The sequence below is a fragment of the Bacillus paranthracis genome (assembly GCF_024296885.1).
Classification (GTDB): Bacteria; Bacillota; Bacilli; order Bacillales; family Bacillaceae_G; genus Bacillus_A; species Bacillus_A paranthracis.
On the sequence record NZ_CP101135.1, the window covers coordinates 3461501 to 3481004 of the forward strand.

At 37.9% G+C, this 19504-nt stretch carries 20 protein-coding genes; 10 read left to right on the plus strand and 10 right to left on the minus strand.

From position 1 onward, the window contains the following. Positions 1 to 53 precede the first annotated feature (53 nt). Both NLJ82_RS17820 and NLJ82_RS17825 read right to left on the minus strand, forming a co-directional pair. Entirely contained in the window at positions 54 to 209 is a 156-nt protein-coding gene (locus NLJ82_RS17820) for a hypothetical protein (RefSeq protein WP_000757193.1), read from the minus strand. Further along, positions 206 to 1378 (minus strand): AimR family lysis-lysogeny pheromone receptor, encoded by a 1173-nt coding sequence (locus NLJ82_RS17825; RefSeq protein WP_061185075.1) that lies wholly within the window; start codon positions 1376 to 1378, stop codon positions 206 to 208. Before NLJ82_RS17825 ends, NLJ82_RS17820 begins: the two co-directional genes overlap by 4 nt. Positions 1379 to 1868: 490 nt before the next feature. Here NLJ82_RS17825 and NLJ82_RS17830 point away from each other — a divergent pair, with 490 nt between their 5' ends. The 5 genes from NLJ82_RS17830 to NLJ82_RS17850 all read left to right on the plus strand — a co-directional run bounded on the left by NLJ82_RS17830 (position 1869) and on the right by NLJ82_RS17850 (position 5045). Then, on the plus strand, positions 1869 to 2213 hold the full coding sequence (locus tag NLJ82_RS17830) for a helix-turn-helix domain-containing protein (protein WP_000847491.1): 345 nt from the start codon (positions 1869 to 1871) through the stop codon (positions 2211 to 2213). Between the two features lie 231 nt (positions 2214 to 2444). Then, positions 2445 to 2750, plus strand: a complete 306-nt coding sequence (locus NLJ82_RS17835; protein ID WP_061184317.1) for a hypothetical protein — start codon at positions 2445 to 2447, stop codon at positions 2748 to 2750. After that, entirely contained in the window at positions 2747 to 3346 is a 600-nt protein-coding gene (locus NLJ82_RS17840) for a hypothetical protein (protein WP_061184316.1), read from the plus strand. Before NLJ82_RS17835 ends, NLJ82_RS17840 begins: the two co-directional genes overlap by 4 nt. 52 nt (positions 3347 to 3398) lie before the next feature. Continuing rightward, on the plus strand, positions 3399 to 3746 hold the full coding sequence (locus NLJ82_RS17845; RefSeq protein WP_071730825.1) for a hypothetical protein: 348 nt from the start codon (positions 3399 to 3401) through the stop codon (positions 3744 to 3746). A gap of 153 nt (positions 3747 to 3899) precedes the next feature. Further along, on the plus strand, positions 3900 to 5045 hold the full coding sequence (locus NLJ82_RS17850; protein WP_061184856.1) for a site-specific integrase: 1146 nt from the start codon (positions 3900 to 3902) through the stop codon (positions 5043 to 5045). Between the two features lie 122 nt (positions 5046 to 5167). On the opposite strand, the gene glnA is transcribed toward NLJ82_RS17850, so the two are convergent. The 4 genes from glnA to hflX all read right to left on the minus strand — a co-directional run bounded on the left by glnA (position 5168) and on the right by hflX (position 9655). Continuing rightward, positions 5168 to 6502, minus strand: coding sequence for a type I glutamate--ammonia ligase (gene glnA, locus NLJ82_RS17855; protein ID WP_000135330.1), 1335 nt, complete (start codon positions 6500 to 6502; stop codon positions 5168 to 5170). Positions 6503 to 6550: 48 nt separating this feature from the next. Continuing rightward, on the minus strand, positions 6551 to 6940 hold the full coding sequence (glnR, locus tag NLJ82_RS17860) for a transcriptional repressor GlnR (protein ID WP_000656783.1): 390 nt from the start codon (positions 6938 to 6940) through the stop codon (positions 6551 to 6553). A 176-nt stretch (positions 6941 to 7116) separates the two neighbouring features. Next, a complete protein-coding gene (locus NLJ82_RS17865; protein ID WP_000460296.1) occupies positions 7117 to 8388 on the minus strand; it encodes a methionine gamma-lyase family protein in 1272 nt (423 codons plus the stop codon). Continuing rightward, positions 8381 to 9655, minus strand: a complete 1275-nt coding sequence (gene hflX, locus NLJ82_RS17870) for a GTPase HflX (RefSeq protein ID WP_000391389.1) — start codon at positions 9653 to 9655, stop codon at positions 8381 to 8383. Before hflX ends, NLJ82_RS17865 begins: the two co-directional genes overlap by 8 nt. Positions 9656 to 9747: 92 nt before the next feature. Here hflX and NLJ82_RS17875 point away from each other — a divergent pair, with 92 nt between their 5' ends. Both NLJ82_RS17875 and NLJ82_RS28670 read left to right on the plus strand, forming a co-directional pair. Next, entirely contained in the window at positions 9748 to 10371 is a 624-nt protein-coding gene (locus tag NLJ82_RS17875) for a trimeric intracellular cation channel family protein (RefSeq protein WP_000312265.1), read from the plus strand. 99 nt (positions 10372 to 10470) lie between these two features. After that, a complete protein-coding gene (locus NLJ82_RS28670; protein WP_000181496.1) occupies positions 10471 to 10605 on the plus strand; it encodes a hypothetical protein in 135 nt (44 codons plus the stop codon). Between the two features lie 34 nt (positions 10606 to 10639). Here NLJ82_RS28670 and spoVK read toward each other — a convergent pair whose 3' ends face one another. After that, positions 10640 to 11596, minus strand: a complete 957-nt coding sequence (gene spoVK / locus NLJ82_RS17880) for a stage V sporulation protein K (protein ID WP_000438181.1) — start codon at positions 11594 to 11596, stop codon at positions 10640 to 10642. 113 nt (positions 11597 to 11709) lie between these two features. Between spoVK and NLJ82_RS17885 the strand changes: the two genes are divergently transcribed. After that, a complete protein-coding gene (locus tag NLJ82_RS17885; RefSeq protein ID WP_000450313.1) occupies positions 11710 to 12675 on the plus strand; it encodes a tyrosine-type recombinase/integrase in 966 nt (321 codons plus the stop codon). 113 nt (positions 12676 to 12788) lie between these two features. After that, on the plus strand, positions 12789 to 16583 hold the full coding sequence (locus NLJ82_RS17890) for a Gly-Xaa-Xaa repeat protein (protein ID WP_254754546.1): 3795 nt from the start codon (positions 12789 to 12791) through the stop codon (positions 16581 to 16583). 80 nt (positions 16584 to 16663) lie between these two features. Here NLJ82_RS17890 and hfq read toward each other — a convergent pair whose 3' ends face one another. Beyond that, positions 16664 to 16888: an RNA chaperone Hfq gene (hfq, locus tag NLJ82_RS17895; RefSeq protein ID WP_000813896.1), complete on the minus strand. Its 225-nt coding sequence runs from the start codon at positions 16886 to 16888 to the stop codon at positions 16664 to 16666. A gap of 21 nt (positions 16889 to 16909) precedes the next feature. After that, positions 16910 to 17863, minus strand: coding sequence for a tRNA (adenosine(37)-N6)-dimethylallyltransferase MiaA (miaA, locus tag NLJ82_RS17900; protein WP_000504941.1), 954 nt, complete (start codon positions 17861 to 17863; stop codon positions 16910 to 16912). A 181-nt stretch (positions 17864 to 18044) separates the two neighbouring features. On the opposite strand from miaA, the gene NLJ82_RS17905 reads away from it, so the two are divergent. Beyond that, complete coding sequence (locus NLJ82_RS17905; RefSeq protein WP_000814415.1) at positions 18045 to 18290, plus strand: hypothetical protein; 246 nt, start codon at positions 18045 to 18047, stop codon at positions 18288 to 18290. A gap of 62 nt (positions 18291 to 18352) precedes the next feature. On the opposite strand, the gene entD is transcribed toward NLJ82_RS17905, so the two are convergent. Continuing rightward, positions 18353 to 19285, minus strand: a complete 933-nt coding sequence (gene entD, locus NLJ82_RS17910) for a cell wall-binding protein EntD (protein WP_000734633.1) — start codon at positions 19283 to 19285, stop codon at positions 18353 to 18355. Between the last annotated feature and the right edge of the window lie 219 nt (positions 19286 to 19504).

Below are 19504 nucleotides of genomic sequence, written 5' to 3' on the forward strand. Positions count from 1 at the left end.
TCTTTATGAGACAATCGCATTCAATCTATTTGTATAACCTTGAAACTTTTGAGTTAACCCATGCCTGTTCCAGGGTCCATTTTAAGCATAATTTGAGTTTGAGCTTCCTTAGCTACTTGTTTAGGTTGCTCTTTTTGATCTTTAGTAGGAGTTACATATAATGCTCCAGCCAAAGCCAAAATTGTTACTAAAGATAATACTTTTTTCATTTAACATCACCCTTATATATTATACCATTTTTATTAATATCTACCAATATCTTTCTAGGTAAATAACTATAAAATTTACATCCTTGTGAATAAAATAATTCAATTGATTTTTTCAACAATTTTTCATCTTCTAAAGCCATTCCTAAATAACATAACTTCATTGGAGAAAGACTACCATTCTCTTTTTCGTAATTTCTTAATATAGTAACCGCCTGTTCCTTCTCTCCCTTTACTATATACCATAGTGCTTCTTCACCTACGTCAAAAATTTGCAAATCATGCATATCTTTTTGATGGATCATTCTAAGATAAGACCTCATATTTAAAAATTCTTTTTTTCGATTGTCAGCCTTCTCAAAATACAGTTGATCTAGCATTTCAATCCCTTTATTTAAGTACCACAAGGATTGTTCGTAATTTTCAACATACGATTCTCCTAAATATCCTAGTGCGGAAACCTTAAGTAATCGTAAATAACCACACTCGTCATTAGCGTTTAAAATACTGTGACATAAATCTCTGGCCTTCTCTATTTGATTATCCATTAATAATGCATAAGCTAACCATTCTTTGATACGATTGCTATATAAATCTTTTATAAATTGATTAGAAACTTCTTCAATTTTTGCTTGCAATGTTTCTGTGTACCCGTTCAAAAAATTAAAATCTCTACAATCATACATTGAATATAAAGTCAAAATATCATACATTATTTTAGTTTCTTTATTTTTAAGTACTTTACTCTTTTTTCTGTTTTCGGTTTCCTCTAAGAATTCATCTGTCTTCAAGATTTTCTTAGCTCTTAACCATACAAGTTCATATACATGTGCCCATTCATAGGTTTTAGTATTATTAGATTCGAACCCTCTTTGAATAGCTATTCTAAGTAATTCTAAATCACCTAAGGCATTTCCATACTCCATTGCTATTCTTATATTTTTTTTACTAGTTGTCTTTTTACAAAACTCATGAATCATATATTTTATTTCTAACGAATCTTCATATAAGTCCTCAACTAACTTCACCATATTCAAAAAATCTAATTCACTCTTTCCAGATAAATTCTTTGAGAATGCAGGTCCACTAATTCCTAATGACTTAGCTATTTTTTCTCTACTTTTCTTTTGAAAATCAATTTTATCAATAATTTTAGCTAACCAATATTTCATTTTGCTCCTCCTTGTCGGAACAAAAAGACACGTAAACCCCATTTTGTTACATATAAAGGAAAACGTGTCACTCTCAATCTAAGGTGTGTTATAATAGTTATGTACAAGATCCGCGACAATGTTCCCTAGGTGGATTAGGGGGCAGTGTAAGAGTGTTACCAGCACTACTTACACCGTGGGTCTTTTTTTCGTCCGTTTATTTTATTATTATCATAATATCACATTTTTTCCAAAATTCAGTCGTGTTGTTATCAGATAATTATTGAGAAAGTTGAAAAAGCGCTATATATCAACATATCTCAAATTAAATAAAAATAAATATGCAACTATGCATTTAACGTATGAAGACCTCATATGCATATTTTACCACAAAACCGAACTTCTGTTCTATTTTATTTTAAATTAAAATAGATTTTCTATCAATATACTACAAATGACAGTAAATCTATCATTTGTAGTATATCAATATGTATATAATTATACTTGTACTATGAAAACATTTAGTGAAACTTTAAAAGCGTTAAGAAAAAGTCGTTCATTACGGCAAGAAGATTTAGCTCACGAATTAAACCTTAGTAGAAGCCAAATAAATAATTACGAAAATGGTTTTTCTGAGCCTGATCTCACTACATTATTTCGCCTCGCTTCCTATTTCAATGTAACACTAGATGTACTTACAGGCTACATTGATAATTCGGATGATGAAATGTTACATAATACTCTGCTTGGCGTTCAGAAAACATATGGGGTGTTATCTGAACATCAAAGAAAAAACTTCTGCAAACAACTAGATTATTATGTGCGTTTCCTTGGTGAGAATAATGAAATATTATGATTTGATTTCATCATAAAAGAAATCATTTCCAATTTCAAATTGTAAAACTTTCTTCATTTTACAATTTGAGTAAGAGAGCGACTGCTCTCTTTTTTTATTTTCTACAATTTAGTCAAATTGAATGATTTCTATAAAGTTTTCTTAAAATAAAGGTATTCCCCTCTAGCACTGTAGAAGATATAATAAAAATTGGTAAGTTTTTCTTAAAATATACAATTATGGGGTGTACTTATGAGTAAAGAATTGGATTTCAAATTAGAAACTATTAAAGGTAACTCTTATCAAAGAATTTACGCTAATGATACACATCTAGCTAGAACAGCTGATATGTTTACTATTGATTTCATCGAAGAATATGTCGATTCTATTAAAATGTATGAGAGAGATTCCGATGATGAAAAAGTTTATCTAACTAGAGAGCTTAAAGGTGCAGTAGCATTACCAATAGAAGAGGCAAGGGATTTAGCTAATAGAATACTAGGATGGCTTGGAGAAGAAGAGGAAAAAATAAAAAAAGAAGAAGTTGAAATGTCATGAGTACTGAAACCTTAGTAAAAACTAAAGCTCAAATCTATGATATACGTGAATTTACAAATCGGGACAATCGAGATTTATTTGAAGATTTTTCTTCTAATAAGTATGATGATTTCATTAAAAAACAAAATGAAATGTATAAGATGATACACAGTATTCAAAAGCATGTTGTACCACCAAAGTATCACGAAATAGATTTTTTTGCAGATATTAAAAAGCTTGAAGTCACTAAGACGACTGTACCTGATCCGCAAACAAAAACATACATAGATGAGTCAACGCATAACTTTAGTAAGAATAAAGAATATGTGGATGGAGGGACTACTATGGTAATAGAACCAAAAAGATTAGTATCTCTAACCCTAAAAAATGAGTCATTTGTTCAAGAACTCTATTCTTACACAGAAGGTGATGTTGAAAACTTTATTATTATTTTAAAGAATAATAGCATTGAAGTAACTTCTCGTTTGACTGACCTATATTGGGAACTTTTTGATGAATTCGATGAGCAAATGCCCGGATATTCATTTGAATTTTGTACAAAAGACGGGCAAAAATTCGATTTAGCTGATCTTCCCAATAATCATGTAAAGTTATAACATTTTAAATCATTGTTATTAATAAGAATTTATTCAAAGGGGTAGTGTTAAAGTGATACCATCTGTTGCAGGACATACAGATCAATACAATAAAAATAAAAATTTTTTAAATCACCTTTCTACATCAAAAGAGCCTGAGCACAATTGGATCATAACTGTAGCATTTTATACTGCATTGCACCTAGTTGAAAAAGAGTTGAAAAATAAAGGTCTTAGTGCTACTAATCATGTGAATCGAAATACTCTTATTGGTAAACAATTAAAAAATATCCGAAAAGAATATATTAATTTATATCGTAAGAGTAGAGAATCTAGATATGACTGCTTTATTTTTAAACAGGTTGATTCAGATTGGGCAATTAATCAATTAAATATAATTGAGAGCAAATTAAGTTCTTGATAAAAAACACTCACCTGAGTGTTTTTTATTTATGTGAAGTATACTTATTACCTTTTACAATTATTAGGTCATCATGCTATTATTCAATTACAGTTAATGTACACGGTATACACAAATGTATATCAGCTTAAACACATGAAAAGGAGGTTTCTTATGGCTAGCTTTAGAAAAGTAAGCAATGGCTGGCAATATAGGATTAAGTTCAAAGACCCCTATACTCACCAATACAAAGAAAAAACTAAACGTGGCTTTAAAACAAAAAAAGAAGCCCAAATTGCGGCTGCTGAAGAAGAGCAAAGGATATTGAATGGTTTCGAAATTGAAAATGTTCCAACGTCTTTAAAGTACTTTTTAGAAGATTGGCTTAAAGTGTACAAAGAAAATACCGTAAGAAAAAACACGTTCATCCTACACAAACGAAACATTGAAAAACACATCATCCCGTACTTTAAAAATATTAATTTAAAAGATTTAAAACCGATGATGTACCAAAACTTTATTAATCATCTCACTGATCAAGGATACAGCAAGGGAACTGTAAAAATAATTCATCGAACTATGAATAATGCAATGTGTAAGGCTGTTAGCTTAAAAAAGATTGGAACAAATCCTTGTGATGATGTTGTAATCTCAAATAAAAATCAAAAAAAAGAGGAAGGTCTCAAGTATATGCGTACAGAAGACATTCCACGATTCTTAAAAGCATCTTATCAATATAATTATATCTATTATATCTTTTTTAAGACACTTATCAATACTGGAATGCGAAAAGGTGAAGCTGCGGCACTTCAATGGAGTGATATTGATTTTAAAGAACAAACGATAAATATTACAAAGACATTAGATTTCACAGCAAAAGATGAAGAAGAACTATTCGGTGATACAAAAACATTTTCATCCAGACGAACAATTATGATTCCAGCTCCACTCGCTAAAGATTTGTTAAACCATAAGAAATGGCAAAATGAAAATAAATTAGTATTACAAGAAAGTTATAAACATAATTTAGATTTAGTTTTCACCCGAACAGACGGTAATTTCTTACCAAAATCAACTTTATTTAATGCCTTTTCAAGAATTTTGAAAAAGGTTAACATACCTAGTCTTGATATCCATTCTTTAAGACATACACATGCTGTTTTGTTATTAGAATCAGGCGCTAACTTAAAATATATACAAGAACGATTAGGTCATAAAAGCATCGAAATGACATCCAATGTCTATTCACATATTAGTGATAAAATTAATAAAGACTCAATTTCTGAATTTGAAAAGTATATGAGTAATGTTTTAGAGTAGAATTTTTTTTGGTGTTTTTTGTGGCTTTTTTGTGGCTGTTTTTCATTTTACAACCACATAAGGTTATGACGAGAGGAAAATAAAAAACCCTTGATACCAGTTGTATCAAGGGTTTGAACCTCTTAGTAAAGAGACATATATTGGTCGCGTTCCCATTGGTGAACTTGCGTACGGAAGATATCCCACTCAATTTCTTTCGCTTCGATGAAGTGCTCAAGTAAGTGATCTCCTAATGCGTTACTAATTACTTCGTTAGATTGTAATGTAACTAAAGCTTGCGCTAATGTTGCTGGTAAGTCAACGATACCTGCTTCTTCGCGCTCTTCTTTTGTCATTACGTAGATGTTACGATCTACTGCAGCTGGTGGAGTTAATTTGTTTTTAATTCCATCAAGACCTGCTGCTAATAATGTAGCCATTACTAAATATGGGTTTGCAGCTGGGTCAACACTACGTACTTCTACGCGTGTACTAATACCACGAGATGCAGGGATACGTACTAATGGACTACGGTTTTGTGCAGACCATGCTACGTAACAAGGAGCTTCGTATCCAGGTACTAAACGCTTGTAAGAGTTTACAGTTGGGTTTGCCACCGCTGTAAATGCTGGTGCGTGTTTTAAAATACCTGCGATGAAGTGACGAGCATCATCACTTAATTGTAAGTCACCGTTTTGATCATAGAATACGTTCTCACCATTTTTGAATAGTGATAAGTTACAGTGCATACCTGAACCGTTCACACCGTATAATGGTTTTGGCATAAATGTTGCGTGTAAACCGTGTTTACGAGCAATTGTTTTTACAACAAGTTTGAATGTTTGAATGTCATCACATGAACGAATTGCATTTGCATATTTGAAGTCAATTTCGTGCTGCCCTGGAGCAACCTCATGGTGAGACGCTTCAATTTCAAAGCCCATTTCTTCAAGTTCAAGAACGATATCACGACGACAGTTTTCCCCTAGATCCATCGGCGCAAGGTCGAAGTATCCACCGTTATCGTTTAATTCTAATGTTGGATTTCCTTTTTCATCTACTTTGAATAGGAAGAATTCTGGCTCTGGTCCAAGATTGAAATCTGAGAATCCTAAAGCTTCCATTTCTTTTAATACACGTTTTAAGTTGTTACGTGGATCCCCTTCAAATGGAGTGCCATCTGCATTGTAAATATCACAGATCAATCGAGCTACTTTACCTTTTTCAGCTGTCCAAGGGAAAATCACCCAAGTATCTAAGTCTGGATATAAGTACATATCAGATTCTTCAATACGTACGAAACCTTCAATAGAAGATCCATCAAACATCATTTTGTTATCAAGAGCTTTTGTTAATTGGCTCACTGGAATTTCTACGTTTTTAATTACTCCTAAAAGGTCCGTAAATTGTAAACGTATATACTTTACATTCTCTTCTTTCGCCAAACGGAAAATATCTTCTTTTGTGTACCTAGCCATTATAAATTCCTCCTTAGTCCCTCTAAACACCTTCAGAATCAGTTCTCTTTAGTGAAAAAACCTTGAAATATCACCTTGTCGCAATGAAGTTCGATTAAATCTACCTGTATGTTGTAGTTCGTCTCGAAGTATTTTGCGAAGCTCAGTTTTTGAAATTTCTTTCGTTTCTTCTTTTACTTTCACTGCTTCTGTTTGATTTTCTTTCATTAGTAACACTTGTTTAATACCAGCCATATTCAAGCCTTGATCTAATAAATCTTTAATCTCTAACAACTTATCTACATCGTTAAATGAAAATAATCTACGATTCCCCTTTGTACGGGTTGGAGAAACAAGATTATGCTCTTCATAGTAGCGAATTTGACGTGCAGATAATTGTGTTAAATCCATAACAATACCAATAGGAAACAGCGGGGCAGAACGTCTATCTTCTTTCATCGTTTCAGTTCCTCCTTCGCCTTAACTGCTTCTCATTTTATACCATGTTATGTTTGATGTCAATAGATGTTAGCTTTTCTTACATGATTTTTTTAAAAGTTTTTTCATTCTTTTTTCTAATGCAATAAATCATTACTTTCACACGAAAAAAAGCTGTCGAAATCGACAGCTTCCCTTTAAGAAATTGTTAATAATTCTTTTTCAATTAATGCATCAATTGCAGAACAGATCGCAATCTTCACATGCGAATAAGTTAGCCCACCTTGTACGTAAGCAACATAAGGCGGACGAATTGGACCATCAGCTGACAATTCAATACTTGCACCTTGAATAAAAGTTCCCGCAGCCATAATTACATCATCTTCATACCCCGGCATATAGTTAGCATATGGAGTGAAGTGAGAATTAATCGGGGATGCATATTGAATTGCTTGGCAGAATGCAATCATGCGATCTTTGTCATCAAATTGAACAGATTGAATTAAATCCGTTCTTGGTGCATTCCACGCTGGTGATGTATTCATTCCTAACTTTTCTAAAAATGCAGCTGTAAAAATCGCACCTTTTAGCGCTTGTCCTGCTACATGCGGCGCTAAGAAGAAACCTTGATACATTTCTTGCAGACTGTATAAAGATGCCCCTGCTTCCGCACCGATTCCTGGAGATGTTAAACGATATGCACACGCTTCAACATACTGTTCTTTACCAACAATGTAACCACCAGTTTTAACAATTCCCCCACCCGGGTTTTTAATAAGCGAACCTGCCATTAAATCTGCACCAACATGACATGGCTCTTGCTCTTCAATAAACTCACCATAACAGTTATCTACAAACACGACAACATCCGGTTTAATTTCTTTAACAAACGCTATCATTTCTTTAATTTGAGAAATAGTAAACGACGGACGAGTAGCATAACCTTTTGAGCGCTGAATACCGATCATTTTCGTATTACTATGAATGGCAGCCGCAACAGCTCCAAAATCAACAAGCCCCTCTTCAGTAAGCGGAACTGCATTATAACCAATATTATATTCTTTGAATGACCCTACACCTTTTCCGCGTACACCAACAATTTCCTCTAACGTATCATACGGCTTACCAGTGATGTACAATAACTCATCTCCCGGACGTAAAATACCGAATAGCGCTGTTGAAATTGCGTGAGTACCTGAAATAATTTGCGGACGAACAAGACCAGCTTCCGCTCCAAATACATCTGCATACACTTTTTCTAACGTATCACGACCAATATCGTCATAACCGTAACCTGTCGTTGGAATAAAATGTGAATCGCTAATTTTATGTTTACGAAAACTTTCTAACACACGAAACTGATTACTTTCAATTACTTCATCCGCACGTTTATGTACTTCTGTAATTTGGCTCTCTACTTCTTTTACGATTGGAGCAATTTTTTCTCCATTTTTCAAACGATCAAACATTTTTATTTTCTCCTTCTTCCACTAAAAATCTCTTTAATTGTACATTAAGCGATGAATGAGCAAAAATATACCCCGCGCAATCATATACAAATTTATCTTCCAAAAACTCCATTTTTGTTAATAGCGTCTCCGTCTTTAATAGAGTTAATAACTTACCTTCACTCGGAGGAATCTCCACTTGATAACGATTCATTTCTTCCTTCATTTTCGTTTCTATCGCTTCTTTTATATGTAATAGATCCTTTTCTTCAAAAGCACTAGTCATTAAGAAGTCATTTTTCGGAAACGGAATAAAGTTTTGATGTAATTCATCTTTTTTATTATATAACGTAATAATAGGAATATGATTTATTTCGAGTTCTGACAATAATTGTTTTACTGTTTTCTCATGCCCTACATAATTAGGATCTGCAGAATCCACAACATGTAAAATAACATCCGCTTCACCAGCTTCTTCTAACGTCGAACGGAATGCAGCAATTAATGACGTAGGTAAATCTTGTATAAAACCAACCGTATCAGTTAGTAATACTGTATAACCAGAAGGTAACGGCATCTTCCTTGTCGTCGGGTCTAGCGTCGCAAACAACAAATTCTCTTCAAACGTATCAGCTTCCGTTAATCTATTAAACAGTGTAGATTTTCCCGCATTCGTATATCCTATTAATGAAACTTGGAATACTTTATTATCTTTTCTTCTTTCACGATATCTTTTTCGATGCTCCACAACAACTGCAAGTTGCTTCTTTATTTCATCAACGCGCGCTCGAATATGACGACGATCAGTCTCAAGTTTCGTTTCACCTGGCCCTCTCGTTCCAATACCACCACCAAGACGTGATAAAGACAATCCTTGCCCCATAAGACGCGGCATTGTATATTGCAACTGAGCTAATTCTACTTGAAGCTTCCCTTCTCTCGACTTCGCACGTTGCGCAAAAATATCTAATATGAGTTGCGTTCGATCAATTACCCTCGCATCTAATACTGCGGATAAATTCCGAATTTGACTCGGTGTTAATTCGTTATTAAATACGATAACATCCGGTTCTAGTTCTTCAGTTAACATTGTAAGCTCTTCTAATTTACCTTTACCTATATAAGTCGCCGGATGAAACTTCGGTCGTTTTTGCGTTGTAGACACTAACAATTCTGCTCGTGCAGTTTTCGCTAATGATGCAAGTTCTTTCATGGAATGCATAAATTTTTCATCATCATCTTGCGGCAATTGACAGCCCACTAATATGACTTTCTCTTTTTCTTCCATCAAATATGTTCACTCATCCTTTTCGAAATTTAAACCTTCTAATATAATAGCAGAGGAAGCACATTTCATCTAGTTAGCGGGGGAGAAAATTCATGGCATGGGAGATTTTTAGCATCATAGGCACAATTGCTTTCGCATTAAGCGGGGCTATTGTTGCAATGGAAGAGGATTATGATATTTTCGGGGTGTATATTTTAGGAATGGCAACCGCATTTGGGGGAGGTGCCCTTCGTAATTTATTAATCGGTTATCCGATTGTCGCGTTTTGGCAACAAGACATGTTATTCCAAATCGCACTTTTATCAATGACGATTATTTTTCTTTTTCCAAATAAATTAATTAGACACTGGAAAAAGTGGGAAAACATCACTGATGCTATCGGCTTATCAGCATTTGCCGTACAAGGGGCATTATACGCTCAAAAATTAAATTTACCAATTAGCGCTACAATCGTAGCAGCCGTTTTAACTGGCATTGGAGGCGGTATTATCCGCGATCTTTTAGCCCGTAGAAAACCTCTCGTTCTTCGAGCTGATGTATATGCTTTTTGGACGATTCTGGCAGGTTTCTTAATCGGCGCTCAAATTATTGTTAGCGATTGGGCTCTATACACCTTATTCATTTTAATTGTTTGCTTCCGCATGGTTTCTATTCATTACAAATGGCATTTACCGCATAGACGCATCGACACAAACGAACGTTCAATGCATAAATAGCAATCCAGCCTCTTTACAAATCGTAAAGGGGTTTTTCTTTTCTAATGAGTTTTTCTTTACAGAATGTTTATACTAATCCTCAAAGCGAGGTGAATACAAATGACAAACCATGTGAATAAAGGGGCTCAAAAAAGCTCAGTAGGTCAAATTGGACACGACCCTAATTCCGCACACGAAAAAAGTGCTAAAATGGAACGATTCCATAAATCTTATCAAGAAAAAGCAAAAAAATAATAGAAGCACTTATACAGAAAAACAGACGCACAGCTTACGTACTGTGCGTCTCCTCTTCAAGCATCAAATCACTGCTTGATATTCCAATCAAATCATATTTATCATACGCATCCTCTTGTAACAACCGCATAGCTTGTGTACGAATCGATTTTTCAACAATATTCCGGACGTATCGTCCATTACTAAAGGATGTAATTTGCGATGAGTACTTTACAGCATGTAAATGATCTCTAAATTTCCATTCAGCCTCTTTCGATAACTGATATTCACGTTCTTCATACATCCTCTTCCCTATTTCTAACAGCTGATTTACTGAGTAATCCGCAAACTCAATTATAAACGGAAAACGAGATTGCAGTCCTGGATTCAATGAAAGAAAGTGATTCATCTCTCTGGAATATCCAGCTAAAATCAATACAAAACCGTGTTGTTTATCTTCCATATGTTTTACGAGCGTATCAATTGCTTCTTTTCCAAAATCTTTTTCTCCCCCTCGTGCTAATGAATAAGCCTCATCAATAAACAAAATTCCCCCCATTGCTTTTTTTATTAAATCTCTTGTTTTTTGAGCCGTATGACCGATGTACTCTCCTACAAGATCTGCACGTTCAGCTTCAACTAAGTGCCCTTTTGATAGAATATTCATCTCAAATAACAATTTTCCTATCATTCTAGCAACAGTTGTCTTCCCTGTACCCGGATTGCCTTTAAACAACATATGGAGTACTTGCTTCTCAGACTTCAATCCTATTTCTTGTCTTTTTTTATTCACATAAATCCAAGCATATATTTCTTTTATTATCTTTTTTATATCATCCATCCCAACGAGTTTTCCCATCTCTTCTTCAATTCTTTGCAGCATCTCATGTTTCGTAGTAGTTTCATTTGAAATTACTGTTTTATTTTCTGCAGCCGGTAAAGAAATTTTCTTTCGATGATTTAACACAATGTTAATTTGATTATTATTTTTCTTTCGCATCGATTGTTCCATACAATCACCTCATTTTATCCACTCACCAAATATTATTATTCTTGTCTCCTTTGCAAATGACTATTTTCAGAAAAGTTTGCTATAATAAAAGAAATAATGAAGGTGGTGGGACTATGGAGACAACGGAATTCCATGATACAATACAAGCCTTTTCTATTTTTTTATTGAATAAAGGCCGAAAACCTTCAACCATTAAACGTTATGTTTATGACATTGAAGATTTCGGACATTGGTTAGAAAAAAACAAAAAGCTCCCTTCCAGTAATATATGGGCTACACTTTGTACAAAAGACTACGAAGATTACTTTTCCGACTTAAAAAAGAATCGACATTACTCAGAGAAAACGATGCACCGTGTATTCATTGTATTAAATCGAATGCATCACTTTCTAAATATTCCCAACCCATTAAAGAACATGGAAATTTCTATTCAACCAGACCGCACACTCCGCAATGAAGATTTCATTTCATCTGATGAAGAAAAAAGATTAAAACATATAGTCACTTCATTAGAAGGACTTTCAGAAAAACAACGTCCTGTACGCCCTTTATTGATGGATCGTAATATCGCTATTTTAAATTTATTAATTGACTATGGATTATCCTTACAGGAACTTACAGCATTAACTATGCATCACGTCCACTTTGAAACTAACACATTATCTATACCTGCAACTGCAGGAGTAGAAAGAACAATTACTTTAACTAGCGAAGACAAAAAACAACTATATACTTATTACAAAAGCATCCCCGAACCCGTTCGTCCAAAATATCATAGTAATGACCCATTATTTGTCGCATTCGATTTTAATCGCGGAACATATAGATGGGTATACGAAAATGATGCACCGAAGGGATTAACAGAAATCGCTATCCAAAAAATGATTCGCCTTGAAGTATCCAGAGCTAATTTACGCAAAGGAATCTCAGGACAACACTTTCGTAACACCTATATTTTAAACTTAATAAAAAAAGAAACTCCGGAGTCAGAAATTATAAAGCTAGCTGGCTTCAAATCAAAGATTTCACTAAAACGATATTATCAATACGCAGAAAATAGAAAAAACGCCTTATTATAAGGCGTTTTTTCTATTTTTTCTTCAAACAAACGATTTTACTATGACCATTTAACTAATTTTTGCATCTACTATGATGAGTTTCGTTCATATCCTCATTAGAAAGGAGAGATTTAATGTCTCATTATAACGACAGTCAGAACAAATTCTCCAAACCATGCTTTCCAAGTAGCGCTGGACGAATTCCAAATACTCCATCAATCCCAGTTACTAAGGCACAACTTAGAACATTCCGCGCAATCATTATCGATTTAACAAAAATAATCCCAAAACTTTTCGCAAATCCATCTCCCCAAAATATTGAAGATCTAATTGATACATTGAACCTACTAAGTAAATTTATTTGTTCACTAGATGCTACTTCCTCCCTGAAAGCACAAGGGTTAGCTATTATTAAAAACTTAATAACTATATTAAAAAATCCAACTTTCGTAGCAAGCGCTGTATTTATCGAGCTTCAAAATCTAATTAACTATTTACTATCCATTACAAAACTATTCCGAATTGACCCTTGCACACTTCAAGAGCTTCTTAAATTAATCGCAGCATTACAAACCGCTCTAGTTAATTCTGCTTCATTCATTCAAGGACCTACTGGACCTACTGGGCCAGCAGGGGCTACCGGTGCTACTGGCGCTACCGGACCTCGGGGTAATACGGGGGCTACTGGTGCTACTGGACCTCAAGGTAATACGGGGGCTACTGGTGCTACCGGACCTCGAGGTAACACGGGCGCTACTGGTGCCACTGGACCTCAAGGTAACACGGGCGCTACTGGTGCCACTGGACCTCAAGGTAACACGGGCGCTACTGGCGCCACTGGACCTCAAGGTAACACAGGCGCTACTGGTGCTACTGGACCTCAAGGTAACACGGGCGCTACTGGTGCTACCGGACCTCGAGGTAACACGGGCGCTACTGGCGCCACTGGACCTCAAGGTAACACAGGCGCTACTGGTGCTACCGGACCTCGAGGTAACACGGGCGCTACTGGTGCTACCGGACCTCAAGGTAACACAGGACCTGCTGGGGCTACTGGGGCCACTGGACCTCAAGGGCCTCAAGGTAACACGGGCGCTACTGGCGCTACCGGATCTCAAGGACCTGCTGGGGCTACTGGGGCCACTGGACCTCAAGGACCTCAAGGTAATACGGGCGCTACTGGCGCTACCGGATCTCAGGGACCTCAAGGTAATACAGGGGCTACTGGCGCTACCGGTGCTACTGGTATAGGAGTTACAGGACCGACCGGACCTTCTGGTGGGCCTCCTGGACCGACTGGACCTCAAGGTAACACGGGTGCTACTGGACCTCAAGGACCTCAAGGGCCGGCGGGTGCTACCGGCGCTACTGGACCTCAAGGACCTCAAGGGCCGGCGGGTGCTACTGGTGCCACTGGACCTCAAGGCGTTCAAGGTAACACGGGCGCTACCGGCGCTACTGGACCTCAGGGTGCTCAAGGGCCGGCGGGTGCTACTGGACCTCAAGGCGTTCAAGGTAATACAGGTGCTACTGGTGCCACTGGACCTCAAGGCGTTCAAGGTAATACAGGTGCTACTGGTGCTACTGGACCTCAGGGTGCTCAAGGGCCGGCGGGTGCTACTGGACCTCAAGGCGTTCAAGGTAATACAGGTGCTACTGGTGCCACTGGACCTCAAGGCGTTCAAGGTAATACAGGTGCTACTGGTGCCACTGGACCTCAAGGCGTTCAAGGTAATACAGGTGCTACTGGTGCCACTGGACCTCAAGGCGTTCAAGGTAATACAGGTGCTACTGGTGCCACTGGACCTCAAGGCGTTCAAGGTAATACAGGTGCTACTGGTGCCACTGGACCTCAAGGCGTTCAAGGTAATACAGGTGCTACTGGTGCCACTGGACCTCAAGGCGTTCAAGGTAATACAGGTGCTACTGGTGCCACTGGACCTCAAGGCGTTCAAGGTAATACAGGTGCTACTGGTGCCACTGGACCTCAAGGCGTTCAAGGTAATACAGGTGCTACTGGTGCCACTGGACCTCAAGGCGTTCAAGGTAATACAGGTGCTACTGGTGCCACTGGACCTCAAGGCGTTCAAGGTAATACAGGTGCTACTGGTGCCACTGGACCTCAAGGCGTTCAAGGTAATACAGGTGCTACTGGTGCCACTGGACCTCAAGGCGTTCAAGGGCCGGCGGGTGCTACCGGCGCTACTGGACCTCAAGGCGTTCAAGGTAACACAGGTGCTACTGGTGCCACTGGACCTCAAGGCGTTCAAGGGCCGGCGGGTGCTACCGGCGCTACTGGACCTCAAGGCGTTCAAGGTAACACAGGTGCTACTGGTGCCACTGGACCTCAAGGCGTTCAAGGTAACACAGGTGCTACCGGCGCTACTGGACCTCAAGGTATTCAAGGACCAGCGGGTGCTACCGGCGCTACTGGACCTCAAGGTATTCAAGGACCAGCGGGTGCTACCGGCGCTACTGGACCTCAAGGTATTCAAGGACCAGCGGGTGCTACCGGCGCTACTGGACCTCAAGGCGTTCAAGGTAACACAGGTGCTACCGGCGCTACTGGACCTCAAGGTACTCAAGGACCGGCGGGTGCTACCGGCGCTACTGGACCTCAAGGTATTCAAGGACCGGCGGGCGCTACTGGTGCCACTGGACCTCAAGGCGTTCAAGGTAACACAGGTGCTACTGGTGCCACTGGACCTCAAGGCGTTCAAGGTAACACGGGCGCTACCGGCGCTACTGGACCTCAGGGTGCTCAAGGGCCGGCGGGTGCTACCGGTGCTACTGGACCTCAAGGCGTTCAAGGTAATACAGGTGCTACTGGTGCTACTGGACCTCAAGGCGTTCAAGGTAATACAGGTGCTACTGGTGCTACCGGACCTCAAGGTATTCAAGGACCGGCGGGTGCTACTGGTGCTACTGGACCTCAAGGTGTTCAAGGTAACACAGGTGCTACTGGTGCCACTGGACCTCAAGGTGCTCAAGGACCGGCGGGTGCTACCGGCGCTACTGGACCTCAAGGCGTTCAAGGTAACACAGGTGCTACTGGTGCTACCGGCGCTACTGGACCTCAAGGTAACACGGGCGCTACCGGCGCTACTGGACCTCAGGGTGCTCAAGGGCCGGCGGGTGCTACTGGTGCCACTGGACCTCAAGGTGTTCAAGGGCCAACGGGTGCTACTGGTATAGGAGTTACCGGACCTACTGGACCTTCTGGTGGGCCTCCTGGACCTACTGGACCTCAGGGACCTCAAGGTAATACAGGTGCTACCGGACCTCAAGGTATTCAAGGACCGGCGGGTGCTACTGGTGCCACTGGGCCTCAAGGCGTTCAAGGACCGGCGGGTGCTACTGGTGCCACTGGGCCTCAAGGCGTTCAAGGACCGGCAGGTGCTACCGGTGCCACTGGACCTCAAGGTGCTCAAGGACCGGCGGGCGCTACTGGCGCTACTGGACCTCAAGGTGTTCAAGGGCCAACGGGCGCTACTGGTATAGGAGTTACCGGACCTACTGGGCCTACTGGACCTAGCTTCCCTATAGCAACAATTGTTGTAACAAACAACATTCAACAAACAGTACTACAATTTAATAACTTTATCTTCAGTACTGCAATTAACGTAAATAATATTATCTTTAATGGCACAGACACAGTTACAGTTATCAACGGTGGTATTTATGTAATTAGCGTATCCATCTCTACAACTGCACCAGGATGTGCGCCACTCGGAGTAGGAATTTCAATAAATGGAGCAGTCGCAACTGACAACTTCTCTTCAAATTTAATAGGCGACTCACTTTCATTTACTACAATCGAAACATTAGCTGCAGGAGCAAACATTTCTGTCCAATCTACTCTTAACGAGATTACGATCCCTGCAACAGGAAACACTAACATTCGTCTAACTGTATTTAGAATCGCTTAAATTTCACTATTTATTGTTTATAGCAAATAAAAAAAGAGCGAGAAATTTCGCTCTTTTTTGTTATGTACAATAATTCATTACTATTCTAATTCAATTGAAACATTTTTTTGTGGTACAAATGTAGAAATTGCATGTTTATAAATAAGCTGTTGCTTACCTTCTGTTTCCAGTAGGACTGTAAAATTATCAAATCCTTTAATTAATCCACGAAGCTGGAAACCATTTAATAAGTACAGCGTAACAAACGTATTCTCTTTACGGAGTTGATTTAAAAACTGATCTTGAATATTGATTGATTGCTTCATGTCGAATCCTCCTCTTTTTCTCTACTTACTATTATTCGACTTTAGTTGTAGCTTTCCTTCTATGTATCGTAAAATTTCTGACGTTTTTTCACCGTCTGTAACATCAAACCATGTGACATCCATCTTATTACGGAACCACGTTAATTGACGTTTTGCATAACGACGTGAATTCGTCTTTAATTGTGATACCGCTTCTTCTAAAGAGACACGATCCTCAAAATAATCATATATCTCTTTATACCCAATCGCTTGAATAGATTGACAATCTCGTATCCCTCGATTATACAACCCTTCTACTTCTTCTAATAAACCTTGGTCCATCATTATATCAACTCGTAAGTTAATGCGATCGTATAGCATTTCACGATCCATTGTCAAGCCAATTAAGGAAACATCGTATAATAACTCGTTTTCTTGTTTTTCAAGTTGATCACTCATTTTTTCACCCGTCGTGTGGAAAATTTCTAACGCCCTAATGACACGGCGTACATTATTTGCATGAATACGCTCAGCGCTTTCTGGGTCTACTTCCTGTAATTTCTTATGTACATATTCCACACCACGTTCTAATGCTAACTTTTCCATTTGTTCTCGGTATATAGCATCACCAGCATCATCCGTAAACTGATAATCGAATAAAACAGATTGTATATACAGACCAGTTCCACCAACGATAATCGGCAATTTACCACGCTCTGTAATCTCGCGAATATGCTTACGAACACGTTCTTGAAATTCGGCAACCGAAAATGATTCTTCTGGATTTTTTATATCAACCATATAATGTGGAATTCCGTCCATCTCTTCTTTCGTCACCTTTGCGGTTCCAATATCCATCGTACGATAAATCTGCATGGAATCTCCACTTATAATTTCACCATTTAACGCTTTGGCAAGATCAATACTTAACTTCGTCTTCCCAACAGCAGTTGGTCCAATGATGACAGCAACTTTTTCACGTTGCACTTCTCCCATATCATTCAACTCTCTTTATGTAATGTACTCCATCTATTGATTATATCCAATCTTACCAATTTTAACGGCATGATTGCAAGTTCTTTCATTACGGTACATGAAATTATAAATAAAAAAGAACATAGTTTGTCCAATTCCGCATATACATGATTAAAAATACCTTCGAGAGGATGAGTTAACTATGAAACAATCCACTATCAATTTTTCATCTTTGACAAAAGACCTCATTTTAGCTACTGCTACAAAAGAACACAATTGTTCACAAGAAGAATTATACTTCGCCTTAAATTGTTTACTACGTTCTTTTCATTCTGCTCTCCAAGAAACAACATTACATCTAGAAAATAAAGATACAGAGTATATACAAAACCAATTTTGCAGCGCATATAAAATTATTACAGGTAAAACTATTTATCCTTTTCAATAATCCATAAAAGGCGATTGCTTACATACTTTCAAGCAACCGCCTTTTATATTAATACACATATACTACTCTATAACTTTCACTTTTACAGATTTGCGCCCCCAGCTATTCGCACTACCATCTGATCCAACTAAAACATCAATACGATTTCCTTTAATCGCACCACCAGTATCTCCAGCAATCGCTTCTCCATATCCTTCTACCCATACTTTTGATCCAAGTGGAATTACTTTAGGATCAACAGCAATTACTTTCATATTTGGATTCGCTGTTAAGTCATGCCCCATTGCAGTTAATACACGACCACCATACGAACCATTTTCACTCGGATCTGCTGTATATGCTGTCGCTTCTACCGTTATTTCACGTCCACTAGTCGGTGCACTTGTTTCATTAGATTTCGCAACTTGTTTCGTAGTTGACTGCTGTTTTGCCACAGGTTTACTTGATTCTACATTCTTAACAGATTCTTTACTCTTAACTACTTTATTACTTTTAACCGGCGTATTTACTCTTTCCGGCGCTTCTTCTTTCGTTGCAACTTCTTTCTTTTCAATCACTGGTGCCGTTCCTGTTAAAAATGGCACATGAACATATCCTGTTTTTCCATTATAGTCAAATTGCAACCATTCATTTTGAACTTGATTTGTCGTTTCAATTACATCATTTTTATTCAGTTTTCCAAGAATTTCTGAGTCAGTATTCGCTCCAGCGCGAACATTTAACACACCCGCCGTCACATAATATGTACTTTTTGTAAATTCAGCACTTACAAATGCTTCTTGACCATTTAATTTAATTTTTGTCCATCCGTTTTCTGTATTTACAACATCTAATTTATTTCCACTTAACATTTTACCTACAAGCTTAGACTCTACAGTTGGGTTTTCTCTAACATTTAATACGTCTGTTGTTACAATCGTTTCCGCTTTCGCAGAACCTGCAAAAATCCCAAGACCAAAAACTGCCGCCGTTGCTATACCTAATAATTTTTTCATGAATAGCCTCCATTTGCTTTGTTTTCGTATTTTTATTATAGCAACGGATTTTTAAGATTTTTAGAAAACACACAATTACAAACCATTCGTAATATACGATTAATGAGCTGTAACATAAATTTCCATATTAATGAATTACATTTCCAATAGAATTCCCAATAGTTTTCATATATTTTCCACATACAAGCACCAGAATTTTTTTCCAGAAAAAATTACAGT